A 22,258-nucleotide genomic window follows, 5' to 3' on the forward strand; every position below is an offset into this window, starting at 1 on the left:
ATGGTTACGGTCACTGGCTCTGAATCTTCAGTGCCATCATTCGCCGTATAGGTGAAACTGTCTGTCGCTTTATCATCAACGCCTAATGATTCAAACGCTCCGTTTGGATCATAGCTATAGCTGCCGTTTTCATTAAGGATAAGCGCTGCACCACTTTCTAAGGTGATGGTTTGACCTACTTTCGAGCTATCGCCATTAACACTGCTAACTGTGAGGCTGTCTTGCTCTACGTCCGTGTCGTTTTTCAACACGCCGTTTACAGCATCAACCACAAGTGTCGTATCTTCATCTGTCTGACCGGTATCAGCTACAGCAACGGGACCGTCATTAGTACCATTAATAGTAATGGTTACGGTCACTGGCTCTGAATCTTCAGTGCCATCATTCGCCGTATAGGTGAAACTGTCTGTCGCTTTATCATCAACGCCTAATGATTCAAACGCTCCGTTTGGATCATAGCTATAGCTGCCGTCTTCATTAAGGATAAGCGCTGCACCACTTTCTAAGGTGATGGTTTGACCTACTTTCGAGCTATCGCCATTAACACTGCTAACTGTGAGGCTGTCTTGCTCTACGTCCGTGTCGTTTTTCAACACGCCGTTTACAGCATCAACCACAAGTGTCGTATCTTCATCTGTCTGACCGGTATCAGCTACAGCAACGGGACCGTCATTAGTACCATTAATAGTAATGGTTACGGTCACTGGCTCTGAATCTTCAGTGCCATCATTCGCCGTATAGGTGAAACTGTCTGTCGCTTTATCATCAACGCCTAATGATTCAAACGCTCCGTTTGGATCATAGCTATAGCTGCCGTCTTCATTAAGGATAAGCGCTGCACCACTTTCTAAGGTGATGGTTTGACCTACTTTCGAGTTATCGCCATTAACACTGCTAACTGTGAGGCTGTCTTGCTCTACGTCCGTGTCGTTTTTCAACACGCCGTTTACAGCATCAACCACAAGTGTCGTATCTTCATCTGTCTGACCGGTATCAGCTACAGCAACGGGACCGTCATTAGTACCAATAATAGTAATGGTGATATCTTGCGTAGTACCATCAGTCGCTGTAAGAGTTATGATATCCGTTAGTGTTTCTGCTGAAAGATATCCCTCACTTCCTTGCTCTCCCTGAGGACCTTTTAGACTCTGAACGGATTCTTGATCAAGTGAATAAGTCCATTCTCCGTCCCCTCTTAGAACCAATTCACCATACAAACCTTCAATGGTAGTCGCTTCAAAAATAGGATTGTTATCGCTATCTACATCACCAATACTGATTAAGCCAGGTACTGTACTTATATCTTCAAGATCACCTTCAACGACTGAACCAGAGAACTCACCTTGAACTTCAGGTAAGTCGTTCGTGCCGGTAACCACCACTGTTATAGTTCGCTCTGTACCGTCTAATGTCTGTACAATAAATGTCTCTGTTTTCTTGTCGCCCTCAGGTAAACTTTGAACGATATCGGATTCGTTATTTAGGGTATATTTCCAAATACCGGTCCCACTGTTAAATTCAAATGAACCGTAAACACCTTCTTGAACTCCTTGCGTTATAAAGCCAGACTCACTTGCATCTTCATCGGCGACAATTATTGTTCCTGTCACTTGGATAACTTCTTGACTATCTTCGTACACGTCTTCTTTTACACCGCCATCAAACTTGCCACTAATTACCGGATCTTCTCCTAAATCATTAACATTCAATGTCATTGAATCTGTGTCTAGAACGTTCTGACTAAGCGTTAAGTCTTTTACATCAACACTTACATCCATACTTGAAAGGCTTTCGAAATCTAACGTTACACCCGCTTTCAGGTGTAACTCATAAGAGCCGTCTGCGAGCTCGACAATAATGAAGTTATTCGCATCCGCACCTGATAGAGATAGTTCATTAATACCTTGCTGGTCATCGGTAATATCAATATCAGCAACTCGGATAGTTCCATCGGTTGGCGTATTCTCATCGAGGCTGTCCACGAAATTGGACAACGTAACCGTAGGTGCTTGATTGATAAATTGCTGAAGTAATTGAAGTGATTGGGTTCTAGAAAGGCCTTGTGATTCGATACCGGTGGTATCAAAGGACGTAGATGCCATTACCTCTAATGCATCTCGTACGACAACCGCCATAGGCGTCGCGGAAGAGCCCTCTGACAAACCTGCCGCAGGAGCGAACTCCTCATCCAACAGAGTAGGATCTTGTCCGTCTGCCAATTGCTCAAAAATTTGATCGATTTCATCCTGAACCGCTATCGGCACCCTATTACCATCTTCTTCAACCAATTCCGCTTGGATAGCAGTGTCAGACGTAATGGGATCTTCCCCTTTCGTCAACAAGACTTCTCCAGGCTTAACATCTTGAATATCGGTAATCGTTTTGAGATTGCCGTTTTTATCAATAACAATAAAAAATTTACTACCTGCGATAGCGCCAATAAGTGCGTTCATTTTCTCGATCCCTTCTGAGCATTTTAAGCAAAAACAATGCCATTACTCTTATATAAGACAACTCTAAAATTGGTATTCTTCTAACCATTAAATCTAGCAGCAAAATGGAACCGAGGCCACACATCGAATGGAGGAATGCAACATAAACGGATATTTTTGTGCTTGATTATTAATTTTGAGAATAAAACGCCCAAATTCATTACAAATAAAACCCTTTTTTCATAAAATCAACCGATTAAGATTCAACTAAGATTTACTAAATCATCAAAAAAATATAGTCAACAACGGTTTATAGGTCTAAAATCGAACAATAATGTTAATATTTGATGAATAAATTGTATTAATTCAAATTCCTTCGGGAAAATAAGCTATTATGATGTTAGTCTCAGATTTGAGACTGCATTTTTGCATACAATACCGCTATTCAAATGTAGGAGAACAATTTTGAAAAGGATTCTTTTAGCGCCTCTTGCTTGTTGTATTGCAATGAGTTTACCTGCTTATAGTCAATCATTAGAACAAGCGATAGCAATAACCCTTACTTCAAATCCTGAAATTAGAAGTGTCTTCAACGATTACAAAAGCTATGTAGAACAACGTAGGTCTTCTGGTGGCAATTATTTACCAACCATCGATCTAGATGCAGGGATCGGTTATGAAAAGGTTAATCCCGCCACGGGCGACACAACAGAATTGACGAGAAAAGATGCAACCTTAAGCCTCACTCAGTTACTTTGGGATGGATCTTCCACTCTAAATGATATGGATAGAACGGCTGCGGAAGCTGAGTCTATGCGGTATCAATTAATTGCAGACTCTCAAGATAAAGCGTTAGAAGTCACAAGTGTTTACCTCGATGCAGTAAAGGCAAAAGAAGTACTTACCCTTTCTGAAGACAACCTGAAAACCCACAAGCGTATATATAAAGATATAAAGAGACGGGTTGAATCAGGAATAGGCTCTACGGCCGATTTGTCGCAGGTAGAGGCTCGTCTAGCCAATGCTCACAGTAATTTACTTGCTGCACAAAACAATATCTTTGATACACACACTCAGTTTACGCGCATTGTTGGTCAGACTCCACAAGGGTTAGTATTCCCTCGAGCGGACCAAAACGCACTCCCTCTGTCCCTTGAAGAAGCAACAGTTACCGCTGAAGAAAATCACCCTGTGATTAAAATCGCGGCTTCTGATGTTGATGCGGCAAAATATCAATATAAGCAAGCTGAAGGCACAAATTACCCTACATTTTCTATTGAAGCAGCTCAAACTTGGTATGACGATGCGGCAGGAGAAGTCGGCAATCGTGATGAGCTATCTGCTATGCTACGTATGCGATACAACCTCTATAATGGTGGCTCCGACTCTTCAGAACAAGATCGCATGGCTTATCAACTGAACAAAGCAAAAGACTTACGGGATAACTCTCATCGTCAGCTTGCAGAGAGCTTACGCCTATCTTGGAGTGCTTTGGATCTAACCTTGCAACAAAAAGAATTTCTTGCAGACCACGTAGATTCGGCTTCGGATACCGCTATTGCTTATGAAAAACAATATCGTATTGGTCAACGAACGCTACTTGATGTACTCAATACTGAAAACGAGTTGTTTGAAGCGCGCAAAGAGTATTTAAACGCAAACTACGGTGAGCAGTATGCTAAATTTAGGGTACTCAACGCCTGTGGTATTTTATTGGATTCATTGATGGTGGACACACCTGATGAATGGAAACAAGAAGCGGATTATTAAGGAGGGATTAAATGAAATATTCTATAATTCTGTTGTCTCTACTCGCCGCTGGTTTCACGTTATCAGCACAAGCGAAAGACCAATACGATTACATCGAAACGCCAACCGCTGACCAAATCGCTGATTTGCAAGATGATGATCGCGATGGTGTTATCAATGCAAGAGACAAATGCGCAGAGACCAAACGCGGTTCAGAAATCGATAACGATGGCTGTGGTGCAGAGGTGAAGGCAGCCAACGAATTCGAGCTCAAAATATTATTTGAAAATGACTCGTCAATAATCAGCCCTGCATTCATCAACGAAATTGGTAGCATGGCGGAATTTTTGAGTCAGTTCCCCGAGACGTCTATCGAATTACAAGGTTATGCAAGTAAAGTAGGTGATTCTGAATACAATCTTGGGCTGTCGAAAGAACGAGCCAACCAAGCAAAACAAAGTTTAGTCGATGCAGGCATTAGCCCTGATCGCGTGAAAATAGTTGGGTACGGTGATTCTGGTTTAGTTGATGATGGAGAGTCTGAACTATCTCATGCACTTAACCGAAGAGTAGTGGCAACAGTGGTTGGTTATAACAGCAAAATACTTGAAGAATGGACTATCTTTTCTCGCAAGAGACGATAGGCGTTCAGTTGTCTAGATAATCAAAACTAAAGGTCCTACTGTATTGCACAGCAGGACCTTTTTTTGAAGTTTATAATAATATTCGGTTCATCTTGCACACGTTGAGGCTTGGGCTATTCATTTTAACAGGTAAAAAAGGTATACGGTTGGTCATCGCTGTTACAGAAAACACAAATATCGCCTTTAAACTTGAATATCTAAAATCGATGAGAGAATATTTGTGCGTCACAATTCGTTCTTTTATCGACTCAATCACCTTCTTTGTTAAATATTGATTAGTTGGTTTAGTTTATCGTGTTTCTAAATACATTGAGATCCCAACTACAAGACAGGAGGATCTATGCGCTCTATTCAATCAGCCGTCATTTTGATCGTGTTTGGTTTTTTACTTACGGCTTGCTCGAGTAAAAAGCAGAGCACTGAACTTTCTAATTCAGCTCAGTCTGTCTTTTTAGAAGATAGCAATGTCATATATAAGCAACCTTACAATACGTGGCAAGGTACGCCGTATAAATATGGCGGCACAAATAAAAATGGCATTGATTGCTCAGCATTCGTTCAAGCAATTTATTTAGAAGCAGAAAATCAGCATTTACCAAGAACAACATATGCGCAAAGTAAATTGGGTGTTGAAATAAAACTGGGCAAAGCACAAAGCGGTGATTTGGTATTTTTTAAAACGGGCAGGAAAGATAGGCACGTTGGTATCTATTTAGGTGACAACAAATTTATGCATGCTTCTACTTCAAAAGGAGTGATTATTTCAAGGTTAAATAATCCCTACTGGGCCTCTGTTTTTTGGCAAGTGAGAAGGATTTAACTAATCGTATTTTGCGATAGCACTATCAAACAGGTTTTTCATTAATGCAATATACTCGTCAAGAAATCGAATCTGATCATTGGTTGATTTTCTGGTCCAAGCACCCGCTAGTACTTCGGCTAAATCCGCTAGCACAAGATCAGCTTCTTTCAATAGCTTAAATCTCACGCTTGAGTGGAGTTCCGGGTTTTGTTCGAATATTGCCATAATATTGGATGCCATCATATCCGTTACAACATCTTCAACCGTTTCTTCGCCCGTGTCCCCTCCTGTCGAAGTAAACACATTCAAATTAAAAGTTAAGTGTTCTATTAGTGCTATATATCCGTCAGTATCTACTACCACTTCTTAACTCCAAAATATTGATCACAAATATTAATTGAAATAACGACTAAACTTAGTTTAATTCATACAAATCGATGTTACCACCCATTCAGTAAAACTAAATATCACTATCTTTAACTTATACAGGCTTATGTATGTGAACAATATAGAGTATGTGACTGAGGTAACGTTAACAAAGCATGACTTTCACTCATTAGGTAACACCTTTTGAGTTTGCTTAGCAAGTAACGCTCTTAAAACACTAGAGATTTGGTTCTCTTTTGTAAAATTGTTCTAGACTATTCATATTAGTACTCATCATAACGAGGTCATCTATGTGGCAGGCAATTGCGCAACAACTTTCGGATACCCTTCTGTTTGATTTTAAGATAGTTGAGAAATCAAAACTAAGTGGCGGTGATATCAGCGAATGTTATATGGTGAGTGATGGAGAACAACGTTACTTTGTTAAGTGCAATGCACGCGAGTTTTTCAACCGATTTGAAGTCGAGGCAGAAAACCTCCAAAAATTAAGACAGACAGGCACAGTTTATGTGCCCGAATTGGTTCATATTGGTAAGAGTAAGCATAATGCATTCATCATTTTGAATTACGTCCCAACGAAACCAATCGATGACGGTAAATCAAGTTACAATTTTGGTGTTGAACTTGCCAAGCTGCATTTGTGGGGCGAACAAAAAGAATATGGATTCGATACGGAAAATTTTATAGGTGCTACCCTCCAGCCCAATTCTTGGAACAAGAAATGGGCCCGATTTTTCTCTGAACAACGAATAGGCTGGCAGTTGCAATTACTGGCTGAAAAAGGAATAAGCTTCGGTGACATCAATGATATTGTTTCCCGAGTAAACCGTCTGCTTTCTAGCCACAATCCTAAACCCTCTTTGTTACACGGGGACTTATGGTCCGGGAATGTCGCAAACACACCATTTGGGCCAATATGCTACGACCCGGCCTGCTATTGGGGTGATAGTGAATGCGACATCGCAATGACCGAGCTCTTTGAAGGATTCAAACCTGAGTTCTATCAAGGATACCAGAGTATATTACCTATAGAGGCAGGCTACAGTAAGAGAAAAAACATCTACAATCTCTACCATATCCTGAATCACTGCAATTTATTTGGTGGTCACTATTTGGAAGAAGCCGAACGAACTATCTCTGAGATAGTTCAAGACGACTGATTTGCCAGAACACGTTCTACCGTATCAACGATGGCTTGAGTTTGCGGATCAAACTCAATATTGACGCTGTCTTCTAACTTCCTTTCACCAAACAGCGTTCTTTGCATTGTTTCGGGTATTAGGTGTACGCAGAATTCATTCTTATTTACGTCGCCAATAGTAAGTGAACAGCCATCTATGCCAATATACCCTTTGGGTAGGACATATTTCATCTTGTCTTCAGGAATACGGAACCAAATTGTCCTATTATTTTCGCTTATATTAATATCACTAATCATCGCGGTAAGGGCGATATGACCAGACATGTTGTGTCCTCCAATCTCGTCTCCAAATCTGGCTGCTCGTTCTATGTTAACTCGGTCGCCTTCATTTAGGAGCCCGAGATTTGTCTGTTTTAATGTTTCCTGCATCAAGTCAAATGAGACTAAGTCACCTTGAACTTGAGTAACCGTTAAGCAACAGCCATTATGAGCAATAGACGCACCAGGTTTTAGTCCCGTGAGCATTGCCCCATCCAGAGCAACAACATGGGTTTGAAACAATTTTTTCTTCTTTATCGATACCACTGGGGCGGTACCTAACACTATTCCTGTAAACATCGTAAATCCCAATAAAAATATTTGCGTTTTTTTACATTAACGTTCATTTTCCATGGCTAGCATGATGACATTTCTTTATCATGCTAGCCAGTCACTTAATGAACCAATATTCATCTGGAGAAGTACTTGCTACGTTATAAGAGTGAAGCAAAAAAATTGATATCATTAGCAACACCTGTTTTGCTCGCGTCGGTCGCACAATCAGGCATGGGCTTTGTCGATACTGTAATGGCTGGTGGCGTAAGTGCAACAGACATGGCCGCCGTTGCCGTGGCTTCTAGTATATGGTTTCCCACTATCCTGTTTGGTGCAGGTTTGTTAATGGCACTTGTACCTGTCGTCGCTCAATTAAACGGTGCAGGAAAAGTTAAAAAAGTTCCGTTTGAGATATATCAAGGGTTTTGGATGTCGCTTTTCCTGACGATACCCATTGTCGCCGTTTTATTGCAGGCGCAGTTTATCCTTTCATTAATGGATATCGACCCACTAATGGCCGAAAAAACCATCGGTTATCTACATGCGATTATTTGGTCGGTCCCCGCTTTCTTGCTTTATCAAACCCTAAGAAGCTTTACTGACGGGATGGCCGCAACGAAACCAGCAATGATTATCGGTTTCATTGGGCTTGGCGCAAATATTCCACTCAACTGGGCCTTTGTTTATGGTAAGTTTGGTCTACCTGCACTTGGTGGTGTGGGGTGTGGTGTCGCAACCGCTATCGTATTTTGGCTGATGTTTATATCCATGTTAGTTTATATTATCGTCTCTTCTAAACTAAAACACGTTCAGCTGTTTTCTCATCCATATAAAGCAGTATGGGCTTCTCAAGTCCGGTTGTTTAAACTCGGGCTTCCCGTCGCGCTGGCCTTGTTTTTCGAGGTTTCATTGTTCGCAATAGTCGCTTTGCTTGTCGCACCTTTAGGCGCAACGGTAGTGGCGGCTCATCAGGTTGCCATTAACTTCTCTTCCTTAGTCTTTATGTTACCATTAAGTATAGGAATAGCAGCGAGTATTCAAGTTGGTCACCGATTAGGGCAAGAGAATATAGATGGCGCTAAAGTTACGTCACATGTTGCTCTTTTAATGGGGTTTGGCTGTGCTGTTTTCACCGGTATCTTTACGATTATATTTAGAGAACAAATAACAGAACTATATACATCAGACAACACTGTCGCCGTCATTTCAACCCAACTGCTCATTATCGCCGCTATCTATCAAATTACCGACTCGATTCAGGTGATAGGCGGAGGGATATTACGGGGTTATAAAGATATGAAAGCCATCTTTACCTGTACTTTTATTGCCTATTGGGTCCTCGGACTACCAACCGGTTATGTGTTGGCGGCCACCGATATTGTCGTTGAACGAATGGGCGTATATGGCTATTGGATTGGGTTTATCATTGGCTTAACAAGTGCGGCTATTATGTTAAGCGTACGATTACGTTGGATGCATAAACAAGATGTCGAGATACAACTTGAATTTGCATCACGTTGACACTGCACAAATATAATCTAACGCTAAAACAAGGCGTTGAATTCTCATACGCCTTGTTATCTTCGAGTTAAAATGAACGATTAATGTAAACAAAATGTTTACTATTTTGTATAATTTACTTGAAAATTAGGCACGTGTTCTCATTTTTACAATCTTCTTAGCTAAACTTTAATATGTTTGATAGTAGCCGCCTTCCGATTCTTCTAATATTCTCTCTCCAAAATAATAAAGAGTGATATTAATGCCAGACAATGTTGCCGTTACCGTATCCGGAATTAAAGGTACCAGCCACTATAGATTGACTCGAAAATCGGTATTACGGATAAAACTACTGATACTTTCATTCTTTATCGCATTATTTTTTGTTTGCAGTTCTGTTGTTAGCCTAGTTGAAAAAATCAAGCTCTCGCGCCACCAGCAAGTATTGTTAGAACTTCAATCTCTAGATTTAAATAGCCAATTAGACAACTACCTATCACTAAGAATTAGACTAGAAAACGACATATCCGTCAAAGAAGAACAACTAACGTTAGTCGAGAGTCGGTTAAATGAAATTGAAAATTATTTAGGTGGTAATAATACCGAACTTGATATCGAAACAAGACTAGATATTGCCGCAATTAATACCGCAGTTCGGGTGGCAATATTGAGGTTAATACCAAATGGCCCACCAGTCAAAGGACCTACATCATCCGCATATGGTATGAGAATTCACCCCATTACAAAAAAAAGAACATTGCATAAAGGGTTAGATTTTGCTGTAAATACTGGCACTGAAATAGTAGCGCCTGCTGATGGTGTCATTGAGTGGACACGGAAAAGCAACAATGGGTCAGGGAATTTTCTACGTATAATACATTCATTCGGTATTACCTCTTCATACTCTCATATGAAATCGTTCAAAGTGAAATCAGGACAGTTTGTGAAGAAAGGTGATCTTATTGGTTACACTGGAAATACAGGAATTACCTCAGGACCTCACCTACATTATGAAATCCGTTTTGTTGGGCGAGCTCTTGACCCAATGCCGTTTATAAACTGGAACATCGATAATTTTGAAACCGTATTCAACAATCAGAAGGGAATACCATGGGATTTTTTGATAAAAACAGTAGAACAACAGGTCAGCTTGGCACTACAACTCTAATTGCCGAAGGCGCCGTCCTTACTGGTGAAATTGCACTAACGAGCAATATACAAATAGATGGTAAAATTAACGGAACGTTGCGTACTGATGCTCATGTGACAATCAGTCCGACTGGGCACGTAAATGGCTCAATATTCGCAGATAAAGCGTTCATTAATGGGTGCTTTGAAGGCGAAATCTTCGCTAGCAGCGTAGAAATATTGAATAGCGGTAATCTAAAGGGCGATGTTACTTGCACAGATCTGACCATACAAAAAGGTGGTTTATTTCTCGGTACATCCAAAACTGTCTCATCTGAGGACGTTGTCACCTTGTCTTCAAATAAAGGCAAGGGCAATAACGCAACTACCGTGGTAAAAGATAAAGCGGCAGTATAGCGTCTATTTTGCATCTATCATTCAGGTTTTCTCACTCTCAAAAAACGAGCGAACCTTGGTAGCCCATTGCTTGTGTAACCGTTGTAACGAAATGTGACTAGTTCACCCAACGCTGGTGGATTAGCGCGTATTTTATCTGACAAGCCAGAACCTACTGAAAGTATTTTTCCATTATCTAACTTTAGAACAAGTGCACCAACTAACCCATCATATTTACCGTTGCCATTCTTATACGCGATGATTGTACCTTCGCTATCCATATGTCTTTTTATTTTCACAGGTTTTGTCACTCTGATCTGATCAATATCCACTTTTCTCAGCATCAAGCCTTCACCCCCTAACTGTTCCGTTTGATCTAATAACTCGACAAGCTCAGAGTAAGAAGAAACAGACCTCTGTTTTATAACATGAACATGCTGTATTTGTAGACTGTCAACTAGCTCCAAAAGTTGAAGATAATGTTGCTTATACCTCCGAGAATCATTAGGCAGGCCAAACAACATAAACTGTATTTCTGACCAATCACGACCATGAGGCTCATTATCCAAAACTGTTTTTTGAACAAAGTTAAATCGGCCTCTTCCCGCCCACAACTCCCCCTCGACACTAAAATTGGGTAAGTCACGTGTAAACCATTCTGGCGCCGAGATTTTATTCCCCTTTCTCGTTAGCAAAACTTTGCCTGTCCAAAGTGCACGGATACCGTCTAGCTTTTCACTTACCCAATAATGTCCTGACGTGAACACTTCATCTTGTAACAATGATAAATTTGATGTGTTCACGTCTTGATGTGCTGATAATTTAGTTGGTAATAATGCGGCATAGATGCAACAAGAAAGGATTGAAACAGTGCGGACTTTTGACATAACGGTTAACTCATTGAATAAAAATTATTAATAAGAGCGTAAATCGTTGGGTGTTTTTTTTCAGACAAGAAAAACTTATTTGCGAAGAACACCTAAATTGATAACACCAATTTTAGTCTTTTAGATTAGTGTATTAGCTATCGGTGTAAGAAAATGAATGTTTTACGTCCACTTTGGCTATATTAACGCCACTCAGTTCATATATAGAAAAAATCTTCTTGAACTCGTCCGAATGAATGGTTAATATTCTTGTCGTTCCAAGGCAAACATGAATTGGACGATTTGCTCGCTTAGCTCAGTTGGTTAGAGTACTTGCATGACATGCAAGGTGTCACTGGTTCGAGTCCAGTAGCGAGCACCAAATCTAAATAAAAAAGCCCATATTTATTATGGGCTTTTTTATTGCCTATTATCCCATCCTTTTTCGTTTTGAAGTACACAGATTAGATCACTAATAAATAAGCAAAACCAGATAACAAAGTACTTCAGATATCTGCTGAACAGCACCGAGTGCATCGCCAGTATAACCACCTACTTGTTTTGTCATCCAACGACCCAACCAGATTCGAGCAATAATCAACGTCAATATAACGAGAGTTGCCTCTTTAAACGTTGGAATAAGTAAACAGGCCAACGCTCCAATAGAAAGCAAAGTGATAAAGTCTGCCGTACTACTTGGACTGCGAGCAATTTTTAGCTTGGAATGTTCAACCTGCCTCACGTAACCATGCGTGTAGATGAAACTCACCGCGACGGTTCGACTCAGAACATGGGCAATGATAAGTGCTAGAGCCACATTTTGCTGCGATATAAGTGTGGTGTATTTAAGTAATAATATAAGTATCACACCTAATAATGCATAGGCACCGACTCTGGAATCTTTCATTATTTCCAGTTTTTTCTCAGCAGTGAAGGCACCACCAAAGCCGTCACAAGTATCCGCGAACCCATCTTCATGAAAAGCACCAGTAAGATACACACTGAACGCCATGGATAACGCCACAGAGACTTCAATAGGCCAGAGAAGGTTTGCGCCACTGAATAACAACGCATTTAGACAACCCACAATTAGGCCAACTAAACCACAATACTTATAAGACTCGTTTTTACGCGTTTCACTGTAAGGCACTTTTTCAGATATCGGTATTCTTGTAAAAATAGACATCGCCAACAAAAATACTTGCCATTCTCTAATAATCTTTACTTTCATGTTATTTACTTACTAAGTATTGGGGTCAGTTGACCTTACGTGGTTAAGTTTGTTCGAGATATAAAAAAGCATTAGTCTGTGCGCAATGGTGGGGTTGGCCAGTGGATCGTTGGCCACAACATATCATCATCGTCATGAAAAACGCTTATTGTCACTCTCGCTGCATACGGAATCTCGATCCGTTGAAGGTAGTGACTGGTCTTTGGCATTTCCAATACTTGCCTTAATATCTGCTTGATTACACCACCATGTGTCACCAACAATACTTTTTTACCTTTGCATTCACTTAACAGGTGACTCCATGCCATTTGAATACGCTGATCATACTGGTCAATTGCTTCACCATTGGGCGGAGTAAACGTCCATGGTTGGGTCCAAAACTGAGAAAGTTGCTGCTGATGAGCCTCCCAAATTGCTTGCTTAGGTTGGCCGTCCCAATCACCAAAATTTAATTCCATGAATTCAGGCTGCTTTACTAATTTAAGTTCATTTGTATTGGCATAATACATGGCGAATTGATCACAACGAACGAGTGGTGAAGTCACCACTAGTTCGACGAGAGGCATTCCTTTTACCGCCTCTTTCATCTGATCAAAGCCCTCAGGAGTCAAAGGAAAGTCAGTATGGCCTCTAAAACACTCATCCCCTTCCGGTAATCCATGTCTTAGCAATTCTATATGGGTTGTTGTCATGTTCTTTCTCTACTCAAAGGTAACGCAATCGGTCGCCATTCTAAGATGATATAACTTGGCACTAGGTTCGACATCAAACCCGATGTACCAATAGTCTCGCATCGTTCTCGTTTGATCAACAACCATGCCTCGCAAGACACCTAAAAGTGTTAATAAATAACAGGTTTGACAGTAAACAATGTGGCTAGCCGAATTTCTAAACTTCACGCGTCGTTATAATCATCACCTCGCTTAACTTTTTTCACCCAATAAATGGAGAATTTTCCATTTTCTTCATACACTAAATAGGAACTTAACTTATTCATTTAATATGATTTATTTATAAGGCTAGGCAATGAAAAAAATAATACCTAACATATTTGCAGTGTTGGTCGCCGTCACTTTCCTACTATTATCTATTGCCACACAAGCAAATGACTTAATCGACCGACAACAGAGCTTACAATCTGACCTTACAAAATTAATTTCTGCACATGACAGCGACAAACCTTTCCTTGAAGATATTCTTAAGCGGAAAAACACCAATTTTCGTGAAGATCTTCTGCTTAATATTCAAACTGCCTCTGACAAAGAAGAGGTGGCTGTTATCATATTGGGCCAGATAGAGTTACTTAGAGCTCTTATTAAATATAGTGACGAAGATCTCGCTAACCTTGCTAAAGAAGTAAGAGCGAGCTCTTTCGAGGAAAACATTACGTTGCGTCTTCGAGTACAGCGTCGAATCGCCACTATGGACACCTATTATCAACAGTTGGAAGTATCACTGCGTACGGCAGAACAATACAACCTCGATATAGAAGAATCTAAATCAGAATTTAAAGTATCTCTTATAAGCCGCGCCGAATTTTTATCTAACGCAATTTTGTACCTGGATACACAAAAACAAGAAGCGGAAACTCGTCTAGCCTACGTGAGTTTGGCAGACAAAGAGTCTCTACTGCAGCAAATCGTTAGATATAACGAGCAAATTTCAGTATCGGTAGTCAGCTTAGAAGTCGCTATATCTATCATGGAGTCAATGTCGATAGATGTAACACAAAACAAACAGTTGCTATTGACGATTACTGGCGACATCAACGTGGATGTTCTCGACATTGATGTTGCATATGGTCTATTTGAGCAGTGGTTAGCGTCGTTAAAAGAGTGGGCCTTTGAAAACACGCCGTCACTCATTGTAAAAGCGTTGTTGTTCCTATTCATACTCTATGTAACACGGAGTATCTCTCGTGTTGTCAGTAAGGGCGTACGGAAAAGTGCAAAGCACTCTAAAATGGATTTTAGTGTATTGATGCAAGACTTCTTCGTTTCTATAGCATCTAAAACCGTTATCTTTATTGGGATATTATTTGCTGCATCTCAAATCGGCATCGAGCTTGCGCCTTTATTAACCGGTTTTGGTGTCGCGGGTGTCATCATCGGTTTTGCTCTTCAAGATACGCTTTCTAACTTTGCTTCTGGTCTAATGATACTCATCTATCGGCCTTATGATGTCGGTGATATGGTGAAAGTTGCCGGTATTCAAGGAACAGTAAAAAACATGAGTCTGGTGTCAACAAGTATACAAACAATCGACAACCAACGATTGGTCATTCCAAACAACAAAATATGGGGTGATGTAATCAATAACATTACGGCAGAGACAATACGACGTGTCGATATGGTTTTTGGTATTGGTTATGCAGACGATATTGACGCCGCTAGAGCCGTTTTTTCAGATATTCTTTTAAGCGACCCACGCGTACTGAAAACACCAGAGTCTATGGTAAAACTTCACACCCTTAACGAGTCATCTGTCGATTTTATTGTCCGTCCATGGGTTAAAACAGAAGATTACTGGGATGTTTACTGGGATGTGACTGAGCAAGTTAAGAAGCAATTAGATAATGCGAAAATCACGATTCCTTTCCCTCAGCGAGATGTCCATATCTACAACCATAATAGCGAAGATTAACGTTTCTCTGATCATGGCGTGAAGTGGAACTAACGAAATACCAATGGGAGGTCTCTTTTTGTCTAAGATCTCTCATTTTTCTGGCGCTAGTATTTAATCCCAACTTATTTGGTTTTTACCATTCGATTTCGCTAAATACATATTCCTGTCAGCGTCTTTTACTATGCCATCGATACCCTTTTGACTCGCACATTTACAGTCTGAGAATGCGATACCAATGCTCACACTAGACACTAACTGGCCTTTTGATAAATTAAAAACAGTGCTGTTAAATATTCGACGAAGATTCTCAGCGATACCCTTGGCAAGTTCAAAGTCTGAGCTTTGTAAAAAAACAATAAACTCTTCTCCACCCCATCGTCCAATAATGCCCAGCTCTCCAACTTCTTTGCGTAAAATAGACGCAAGCGTTCGAATAACCTCATCGCCATCATAATGTCCGTGAGTATCATTAATTGATTTGAAATTGTCGATATCAATAAGCATACAAATTAACAAACCTGTATTAGAGCAGGATGCTTTCAACTTGTCATAAATAGCAGAACGGTTATATAAGTCGGTCAATGAATCATGTGATGCTCTGTATTCTAACTTCTTTCGCAACTCAACATGCTCAGTAACATCTTCCAATATTACCTGCAGTGCAGGCTCTCCATCCCACTCGATCAAATTATCATAAACATTGAAATAGCGTTTTGTGCCGTCATAACAAACATTTTGATAGACATTATTGTCATAGTCCACGCGCCTACCGCCAAGCTGAGCATTGTTGCGGTTAATAGCCGTCTGGCGATTCTCAGGTAATAGCCTATCAAGAACATCATCTCTGGCTAATACGAACTCAATCGATTCCGCTCTCATAAGTCTAACCCAAGCTTGATTGACAAATAGAGGTTTAAAGTTCTTATGCACCAAGATACCCTGTCGAGAATCCGTAATCATGCGTTTGTACTTAAGGTTAACTTCTTTAATCTGTTCATTTGCTTGCTCTACCATGGATAAATCCATAACCGTAACCTGCAACGCAGGCGCTCCCTGCCATTCAATTAGATGGTCGATAGCAAAAATAGTAAAACTTCTACCATATCGGTCTACATTCCTGAACGTATGACCCCGCGGAACCACTCTACCGGATATAATATCTCCGTAATTAGCCATTGCCGCGTCATGTAAAGAAGGGTCAATTAAGTCCAGAAAAGAGTCTGTCGATTCCATCAACTCTATTGGAGAGTTATACCCAAATATCCGTGCATAATTCTTATCCACAGATACTGCTTTACAATTTTGGATAACCACTACGCCATATGTCGAATCGATATTTAGTTTATTCATAACGGACCATTTGACAAAATTAAATCGATTTCAAAAACACAGCACGGATAGAACCTAATATAGAAATCAATTTTGTAAAAAACCGTGCATTATTTATAATCGTATTTAAACAATAACCAAAAAAAACCAATAAAGACATTCGATAACTAGAAAAATCGATCATAAGGTCTAAATTATGACGACTAGAGACAATTGATATTACTGAACCAAGACAATTTATTGTGTTGGTTCATAGAAAGGAGAGTTAATAGAGAAGTTTTACAGTTCACACGTGTTTAGAAGCCTCGTCTTCTCCAAAACTGACCTTCGCTTTTTTCGTAAACATCAAACTTTTTTTCAGCAATAATGTTTCCATCCAATTCGATAGTCATTCGCCATGGTCCAAGTTTATTGTTAATTGGTAACCAAATCGTATCTCCAAGATAAAAATCCCAATCATTGCTATTGATATGTTCTTCTCCGTCAAACGGAGCGAGGACGTCACCATCTTCTGAAGCAATACCTGGGTGATCGATACAAAAATGAATTTTTTTTCCTTTTGCTTTCTTAATATTGATAGAAAACCCAAATTCAATATCTAACTCTGCTGGTATCTGGGTCGTGAATTCCAAAATCTTCGGTAATTGCTTGGATTTCGAATCCCATGTTGAATATATCCCATACGAGACCATGTCAATAATCGCGGAACGCTTTGCCATTTGAATTCATTAATTTATCGAAAAATTAGCCGCGCACTATAACACTATTCGTTTAAAAAGCCCTTATCTGCTTGAGTTTCATCGATTTGTCCTTCGCCATGATACGTCTAATGTACTAAGTGAAATACCAGAACAAATCATTGTCGCGCCATATTTAGTACATAAATCATTCATCAAAGTTAAATTTTAGCGAAACATAACTGTAATGATTTGACTCGATTATGGACACCACGCGAAACACAACACACTCATACGAAAGTAGTTTCTGTTTTTTAGGACTCGATTCTAGAAACCCGCTCTTGTATGCCTCAGCTTTATTAACGCGGTTCTTATTTAAACAATAATGACGAACATTTTTCATACATAAAGGAAATAACGATGAAAAAACTATGGCTAGCCGGACTACTGTCTGCAACCGTATCTGGTAGTGTCTTTGCTGAAACTGAAGTTACGTGGTGGCACGCAATGGGGGGGCAACTTGGCGACACCGTAAATAAGATTGCGACTGATTTCAATGCATCACAATCTGAATACAAGATAACGCCCGTTTATAAAGGGTCTTATACCGAAGCATTGACTGCAGGTATTGCTGCTTTTCGTGCCAACGAGTCACCCAATATTCTTCAGGTGTTTGATGCCGGAGCAGCGACCATTATGAATGCGCCAGGCGTCGCTAAACCTGTTCAAGATATTATGATAGATTCTGGCTACAGCTTCGATTCTTCCGCCTATCTGTCTGGCGTTCGAAATTTTTACGCGGACAGCAATGGTAAAATGATTGGTATGCCATTCAATAGTTCAACCCCTGTTCTTTACTATAACAAAGACATGTTGAATGAGGCGGGTGTTGTGCCACCAAAGACCTATGAAGAAATGGAAATGGTCGCGATGAAGCTAAAAGAAAAAGGCCATGCAGCATTCTCTCAATCTCATACTCCTTGGATTTTCTTCGAGAACTTCAAGTCTCGTCATAATCAACAACTCGCAAACAAAAACAACGGGTTCGATGGCCCTGCGACTGAAATTATGTACAACACAAAAAACCTTCAAATGCACTTTACCAAAATGAAAGAGTGGTCAGATAAAGGTTACTACAAATATTATGGTAAAGATTGGGCCGCAAACCAAACGCCATTTGAACGTAAAGATGTCGCGATGTGGATCGGTTCGTCAGGGTCATTTGGTGGCCTAAAAGAACGTGTCGATTTCAAAATGGGCACCACTTTCTTACCTTATTGGAAATCGATCAATGACAACCCGGGAGTCACCTTTATCGGTGGAGCTGCCCTGTTTGCTCTTTCTGGTCATGATAAAGAACAAGACAAGGGTGTTGCCGCTTTCTTTAACTACTTAACCAGCTCTGAAGTGCAAATGTATTGGCACAAAACAACGGGGTATGTACCAGTGACGAATGCTGCATATGACATGACAAAAACATCAGGTTACTACAACGAAAACCCCGACGCAGAAGTCGGTGTGCAACAACTTAGCTTGCCTGGTGGCGAATGGACCAAAGGTTATCGCTTGGGGTTCTACCCTCAAATCCGTGAGGTTATGTACCGTGAAACGGACAACATGTTCTCTGGTGAGTCGACCGTCAAAAACAGCCTAGAAAAAATCGATGCCGAAGCACAGCAATTGCTTAAACGTTTTGCTCGTACGATTAAGTAACCCGACTGTTGCCTCAACCTAGGTTGGGGCATTTTTATTTTTTCGCTTCGCCTATCTTAACTAACAGCAGGTACTCTAGTGGAACGTCGACAAAATTTCCGACACTCTCCTCTGCCATATCTTTTTTTGGCACCGCAGATAATCATTATCGCCATCTTCTTTATCTACCCAGCGGCGAAAGCCGTTTATCTCTCTTTTATGCTTGAAGACCCTTGGGGTCTATCATCCACTTTTGTTTGGTTTGAAAATTATCAGATGATATTGGAATCTGGCGAGTATATAAAATCCGTCGGATTCACCCTGTTTTTTTCAATTGTGGTCTCATTCTTATCACTGGCTCTCGCCCTCCTGCTAGCAGTTAAAGCCGACAAGGTAATCCACGGTCAAAGTGCTTATCGAGTCACGCTTACTTGGGTGTATGCGGTTGCGCCTGCCGTCGCGGGCATTATGGGCTATTTTATTTTTAATCCACATATCGGATTATTCGCAGATTTCTTTAAGAGCATTGGCTATGATTTTCATTACCAAACTCACTCAACCCAAGCCGTTAGCGTACTAATCCTTGTGTCAGTCTGGAAGCAAATATCCGTAAACTTTGTTTATTTTTTGGCCGGACTACAATCGATTTCTTACGCAGTAAGGGAAGCCGCTACTTTAGATTGTGAAAGCGACACTCGACGATTTTGGACCATAACTTTCCCTCTACTCGCGCCAACGGGGTTTTTCTTGCTCGTCATTAATATGACCTATGCCTTTTTCGATACCTTCGGCGTTATTGACACTATGACGGCCGGTGGACCCGGTGGTTCAACAACCTCACTTGTTTATAAAGTGTTTTCTGACGGCTTTGTTGGGGCCGATTTAGGTGGCAGCTCAGCTCAGTCTGTTGTTTTGTTAATTCTGGTCCTCTTTATTACTTATCTTCAATTCAGATTCGTTGAAAAACGAGTGCACTACTAAAGGAACCAATTATGAAGTCTAGTCACTGGAGTGATCACCTTGTTCTTATTCTCGGCGCGCTTATTATGCTTTTTCCGATATGGCTAATTTTTGCAAGCTCTACTCATGATTCAGCAACCATATTAAAAGAAGGATTACAGTTACTACCTGGCGAAAAAATGTTTGAGATATATGAAAAAGCATGGACTCAAAGTCAGGGGTTTGCCAACAATGTTACGGCTAAGACTATGATAATTAATTCAATGATTATGGGGCTAGGATTTGCAGCAGGTAAGATTGTTATCTCTATGTGCGCCGCTTATGCATTGGTGTATTTTAGACTGCCATACGCCTCGGCATGGTTTTGGCTTATTTTTATTACGCTACTTTTACCACTAGAAGTACGCATTATCCCGTCTTACGAAGTGGTCTCAAGCCTTGGTATGCTTAACAGCTTTTCAGGTTTGATCCTTCCACTCATTGCTTCAGCAACGGCAACTTTTTTCTTTCGCCAGTTTTTTAAAACGATACCGGATGAATTACTAGAAGCCGCCCAACTCGACAATGCTGGACCTATTCGATTCTTTATCGACATTTTGTTACCTCTATCAAAAACCATGATGGCCGCCATTTTTATCATTATGTTTGTGGTCGGTTGGAATCAATATCTATGGCCAATCATGATGACGACGGATGAGAACTACAACACCATGGTAATGGGCATTAAACAAATCCTCAGTAATATTAACGAAACGCCAAAACCCCAGTACAACTACGCATTTGCCATGGTAATACTAGCCATGTTGCCGCCCGTACTTGTTGTCATCATTTTCCAACGCTGGTTTGTCAAAGGCTTAGTAGAAAGCGAAAAATAACCCATCTTTAGGTTGGTCGAATTTAGAACAAAGGAATAAAAAATGTTAGAAATGCAGCAACTTGTAAAAACATATGAAAATGGGCACCAGGCAGTCAAAGGGATTGACCTTAACATCTCTCAGGGTGAGTTCATCGTATTGGTCGGCCCGTCAGGGTGCGGAAAATCATCAATCTTACGTTCTATCGCCGGGTTAGAAAGCATCACAGCAGGCGAGATACATCTGAACGGACGTCGAGTCGATACGGTAAAACCTGCCGAGCGAGATATCGCCATGGTATTCCAGAATTACGCTCTTTATCCTCATATGACCGTGTACAATAACCTCGCTTACGGATTGAAAAATCGAGGTGTCGACAAGGCTGAGATCGAAAACAAAATTCAAGACGTCGCAAAGACCCTGAAAATTGAAGATTATTTAGACAGGAAGCCCTCAAAACTTTCTGGAGGACAACGTCAACGCGTTGCGATGGGACGCGCGATAGTGCGTGACCCTCAGCTCTTCTTGTTCGATGAACCACTGTCTAATTTGGATGCAGCGCTACGTGCTCATATGCGACTACAGATCAAAAAACTACAGCGAAAACTTGCCGTCACCAGTGTCTATGTTACACATGATCAGGTTGAAGCGATGACGTTGGCTGATAGAATCGTGGTATTGAACCTAGGCGAAATAGAGCAAATTGGAACGCCGTCCGAAGTTTATCATCAACCAGCAAGTACATTCGTCGCCAGTTTTATGGGTAGCCCCGCCATGAACTTCTTGTCTTCTAGGATGATAAAAGGGCAACTAATTGTTGGAGACCAAACCCTATTTATTCCTGAATACGCCCATTTATCGGATCAGGAAATAACGTTAGGTGTTAGACCGGAGCATGCCGAAACGACGTTTCTTCATAATGGACTCAACCTAAATATGAAAATAAGCGTGATTGAACCGTTAGGACCCAATCAACTTGTCCATGGTAAGTTTCAATCTCAAAGCATCATCGCAGTAACCCCCGAATATCCGTTTGATATCAATCAGAATCTACAACTCTGTGTTGAGCAGAAGAACCTCCACCTGTTTGATACACAAGACAAACGGATCCAAGCACTGTCGTCTAAAAAAGTCAGCAGTAATGTTAACGCCTGATACCTGCCGTCTTCGACAAGATGCTTTTATAGTTATCAGACAAAGTTAAAAGACGAAACCAATCAATTTTGGGTATAGAGCCAGTTCTCTCATCTA

Annotated in this window: 20 protein-coding genes and 1 tRNA gene; 13 read left to right on the top strand and 8 right to left on the bottom strand. The window is 40.6% G+C overall.

What is annotated here, in order from left to right; translation table 11 throughout:
- Nucleotides 1–2,453, bottom strand: a 2,453-nt coding sequence (locus AACW90_RS11225; RefSeq protein ID WP_390234372.1) for a cadherin-like domain-containing protein, incomplete at its 3' end; no start/stop codon positions are given.
- A 486-nt stretch (nucleotides 2,454–2,939) separates the two neighbouring features.
- On the opposite strand from AACW90_RS11225, the gene AACW90_RS11230 reads away from it, so the two are divergent.
- The 3 genes from AACW90_RS11230 to AACW90_RS11240 all read left to right on the top strand — a co-directional run bounded on the left by AACW90_RS11230 (nucleotide 2,940) and on the right by AACW90_RS11240 (nucleotide 5,645).
- Nucleotides 2,940–4,202: a TolC family outer membrane protein gene (locus tag AACW90_RS11230; protein WP_390234965.1), complete on the top strand. Its 1,263-nt coding sequence runs from the start codon at nucleotides 2,940–2,942 to the stop codon at nucleotides 4,200–4,202.
- Between the two features lie 11 nt (nucleotides 4,203–4,213).
- Nucleotides 4,214–4,825 (top strand): OmpA family protein, encoded by a 612-nt coding sequence (locus AACW90_RS11235; protein ID WP_390234374.1) that lies wholly within the window; start codon nucleotides 4,214–4,216, stop codon nucleotides 4,823–4,825.
- Between the two features lie 340 nt (nucleotides 4,826–5,165).
- Nucleotides 5,166–5,645, top strand: coding sequence for an NlpC/P60 family protein (locus tag AACW90_RS11240; RefSeq protein WP_390234376.1), 480 nt, complete (start codon nucleotides 5,166–5,168; stop codon nucleotides 5,643–5,645).
- On the opposite strand, the gene AACW90_RS11245 is transcribed toward AACW90_RS11240, so the two are convergent.
- The gene (locus tag AACW90_RS11245) at nucleotides 5,646–5,990 is read right to left on the bottom strand and encodes a DUF3802 family protein (protein WP_195703228.1); all 345 of its coding nucleotides are present in this window, start codon (nucleotides 5,988–5,990) and stop codon (nucleotides 5,646–5,648) included. It abuts the gene before it with no gap.
- 314 nt (nucleotides 5,991–6,304) lie between these two features.
- Here AACW90_RS11245 and AACW90_RS11250 point away from each other — a divergent pair, with 314 nt between their 5' ends.
- Nucleotides 6,305–7,174, top strand: a complete 870-nt coding sequence (locus AACW90_RS11250; protein ID WP_390234378.1) for a fructosamine kinase family protein — start codon at nucleotides 6,305–6,307, stop codon at nucleotides 7,172–7,174.
- Here the strand turns inward: AACW90_RS11250 and AACW90_RS11255 are convergent.
- Entirely contained in the window at nucleotides 7,162–7,773 is a 612-nt protein-coding gene (locus AACW90_RS11255; RefSeq protein ID WP_390234380.1) for a riboflavin synthase subunit alpha, read from the bottom strand. The two genes, AACW90_RS11250 and AACW90_RS11255, sit on opposite strands and share 13 nt — an antisense overlap.
- Nucleotides 7,774–7,899: 126 nt before the next feature.
- On the opposite strand from AACW90_RS11255, the gene AACW90_RS11260 reads away from it, so the two are divergent.
- The 3 genes from AACW90_RS11260 to AACW90_RS11270 all read left to right on the top strand — a co-directional run bounded on the left by AACW90_RS11260 (nucleotide 7,900) and on the right by AACW90_RS11270 (nucleotide 10,794).
- The gene (locus tag AACW90_RS11260) at nucleotides 7,900–9,270 is read left to right on the top strand and encodes an MATE family efflux transporter (RefSeq protein WP_390234382.1); all 1,371 of its coding nucleotides are present in this window, start codon (nucleotides 7,900–7,902) and stop codon (nucleotides 9,268–9,270) included.
- A 241-nt stretch (nucleotides 9,271–9,511) separates the two neighbouring features.
- Complete coding sequence (locus tag AACW90_RS11265; RefSeq protein ID WP_390234384.1) at nucleotides 9,512–10,417, top strand: M23 family metallopeptidase; 906 nt, start codon at nucleotides 9,512–9,514, stop codon at nucleotides 10,415–10,417.
- Nucleotides 10,360–10,794 (top strand): bactofilin family protein, encoded by a 435-nt coding sequence (locus tag AACW90_RS11270; protein WP_390234387.1) that lies wholly within the window; start codon nucleotides 10,360–10,362, stop codon nucleotides 10,792–10,794. The genes AACW90_RS11265 and AACW90_RS11270 overlap by 58 nt, the downstream gene beginning before the upstream one ends.
- Nucleotides 10,795–10,811: 17 nt before the next feature.
- On the opposite strand, the gene AACW90_RS11275 is transcribed toward AACW90_RS11270, so the two are convergent.
- The gene (locus AACW90_RS11275) at nucleotides 10,812–11,660 is read right to left on the bottom strand and encodes a DNA ligase (protein ID WP_390234389.1); all 849 of its coding nucleotides are present in this window, start codon (nucleotides 11,658–11,660) and stop codon (nucleotides 10,812–10,814) included.
- A 284-nt stretch (nucleotides 11,661–11,944) separates the two neighbouring features.
- Here AACW90_RS11275 and AACW90_RS11280 point away from each other — a divergent pair.
- Nucleotides 11,945–12,021, top strand: a tRNA-Val gene (locus AACW90_RS11280).
- A gap of 90 nt (nucleotides 12,022–12,111) precedes the next feature.
- Here the strand turns inward: AACW90_RS11280 and AACW90_RS11285 are convergent.
- Together AACW90_RS11285 and AACW90_RS11290 are read right to left on the bottom strand one after the other, a co-directional pair.
- Nucleotides 12,112–12,870: an adenosylcobinamide-GDP ribazoletransferase gene (locus tag AACW90_RS11285; protein WP_390234392.1), complete on the bottom strand. Its 759-nt coding sequence runs from the start codon at nucleotides 12,868–12,870 to the stop codon at nucleotides 12,112–12,114.
- Between the two features lie 71 nt (nucleotides 12,871–12,941).
- Entirely contained in the window at nucleotides 12,942–13,562 is a 621-nt protein-coding gene (locus AACW90_RS11290; protein ID WP_390234395.1) for a histidine phosphatase family protein, read from the bottom strand.
- A gap of 334 nt (nucleotides 13,563–13,896) precedes the next feature.
- Between AACW90_RS11290 and AACW90_RS11295 the strand changes: the two genes are divergently transcribed.
- Nucleotides 13,897–15,513, top strand: a complete 1,617-nt coding sequence (locus AACW90_RS11295) for a mechanosensitive ion channel family protein (RefSeq protein WP_390234397.1) — start codon at nucleotides 13,897–13,899, stop codon at nucleotides 15,511–15,513.
- Between the two features lie 93 nt (nucleotides 15,514–15,606).
- On the opposite strand, the gene AACW90_RS11300 is transcribed toward AACW90_RS11295, so the two are convergent.
- Nucleotides 15,607–16,845, bottom strand: a complete 1,239-nt coding sequence (locus tag AACW90_RS11300; protein ID WP_390234400.1) for a sensor domain-containing diguanylate cyclase — start codon at nucleotides 16,843–16,845, stop codon at nucleotides 15,607–15,609.
- Nucleotides 16,846–17,120: 275 nt separating this feature from the next.
- Nucleotides 17,121–17,543 carry a DUF3859 domain-containing protein gene (locus AACW90_RS11305; protein WP_390234403.1) on the bottom strand — a complete coding sequence of 141 codons (423 nt, stop codon included), beginning with the start codon at nucleotides 17,541–17,543 and terminating at the stop codon, nucleotides 17,121–17,123.
- Between the two features lie 378 nt (nucleotides 17,544–17,921).
- Between AACW90_RS11305 and AACW90_RS11310 the strand changes: the two genes are divergently transcribed.
- The 4 genes from AACW90_RS11310 to ugpC all read left to right on the top strand — a co-directional run bounded on the left by AACW90_RS11310 (nucleotide 17,922) and on the right by ugpC (nucleotide 22,162).
- On the top strand, nucleotides 17,922–19,214 hold the full coding sequence (locus AACW90_RS11310; protein ID WP_390234406.1) for an extracellular solute-binding protein: 1,293 nt from the start codon (nucleotides 17,922–17,924) through the stop codon (nucleotides 19,212–19,214).
- Nucleotides 19,215–19,292: 78 nt separating this feature from the next.
- Nucleotides 19,293–20,174 carry an ABC transporter permease subunit gene (locus tag AACW90_RS11315; RefSeq protein ID WP_390234408.1) on the top strand — a complete coding sequence of 294 codons (882 nt, stop codon included), beginning with the start codon at nucleotides 19,293–19,295 and terminating at the stop codon, nucleotides 20,172–20,174.
- Between the two features lie 11 nt (nucleotides 20,175–20,185).
- Nucleotides 20,186–21,028, top strand: a complete 843-nt coding sequence (gene ugpE, locus AACW90_RS11320; protein WP_275136565.1) for a sn-glycerol-3-phosphate ABC transporter permease UgpE — start codon at nucleotides 20,186–20,188, stop codon at nucleotides 21,026–21,028.
- Nucleotides 21,029–21,070: 42 nt separating this feature from the next.
- Nucleotides 21,071–22,162, top strand: coding sequence for a sn-glycerol-3-phosphate ABC transporter ATP-binding protein UgpC (gene ugpC, locus AACW90_RS11325; RefSeq protein WP_502226694.1), 1,092 nt, complete (start codon nucleotides 21,071–21,073; stop codon nucleotides 22,160–22,162).
- Nucleotides 22,163–22,258: the final 96 nt, after the last annotated feature.

Origin of the sequence: Vibrio frigidus (assembly GCF_042465995.1) — a bacterium.
Lineage (GTDB): Bacteria > Pseudomonadota > Gammaproteobacteria > Enterobacterales > Vibrionaceae > Vibrio.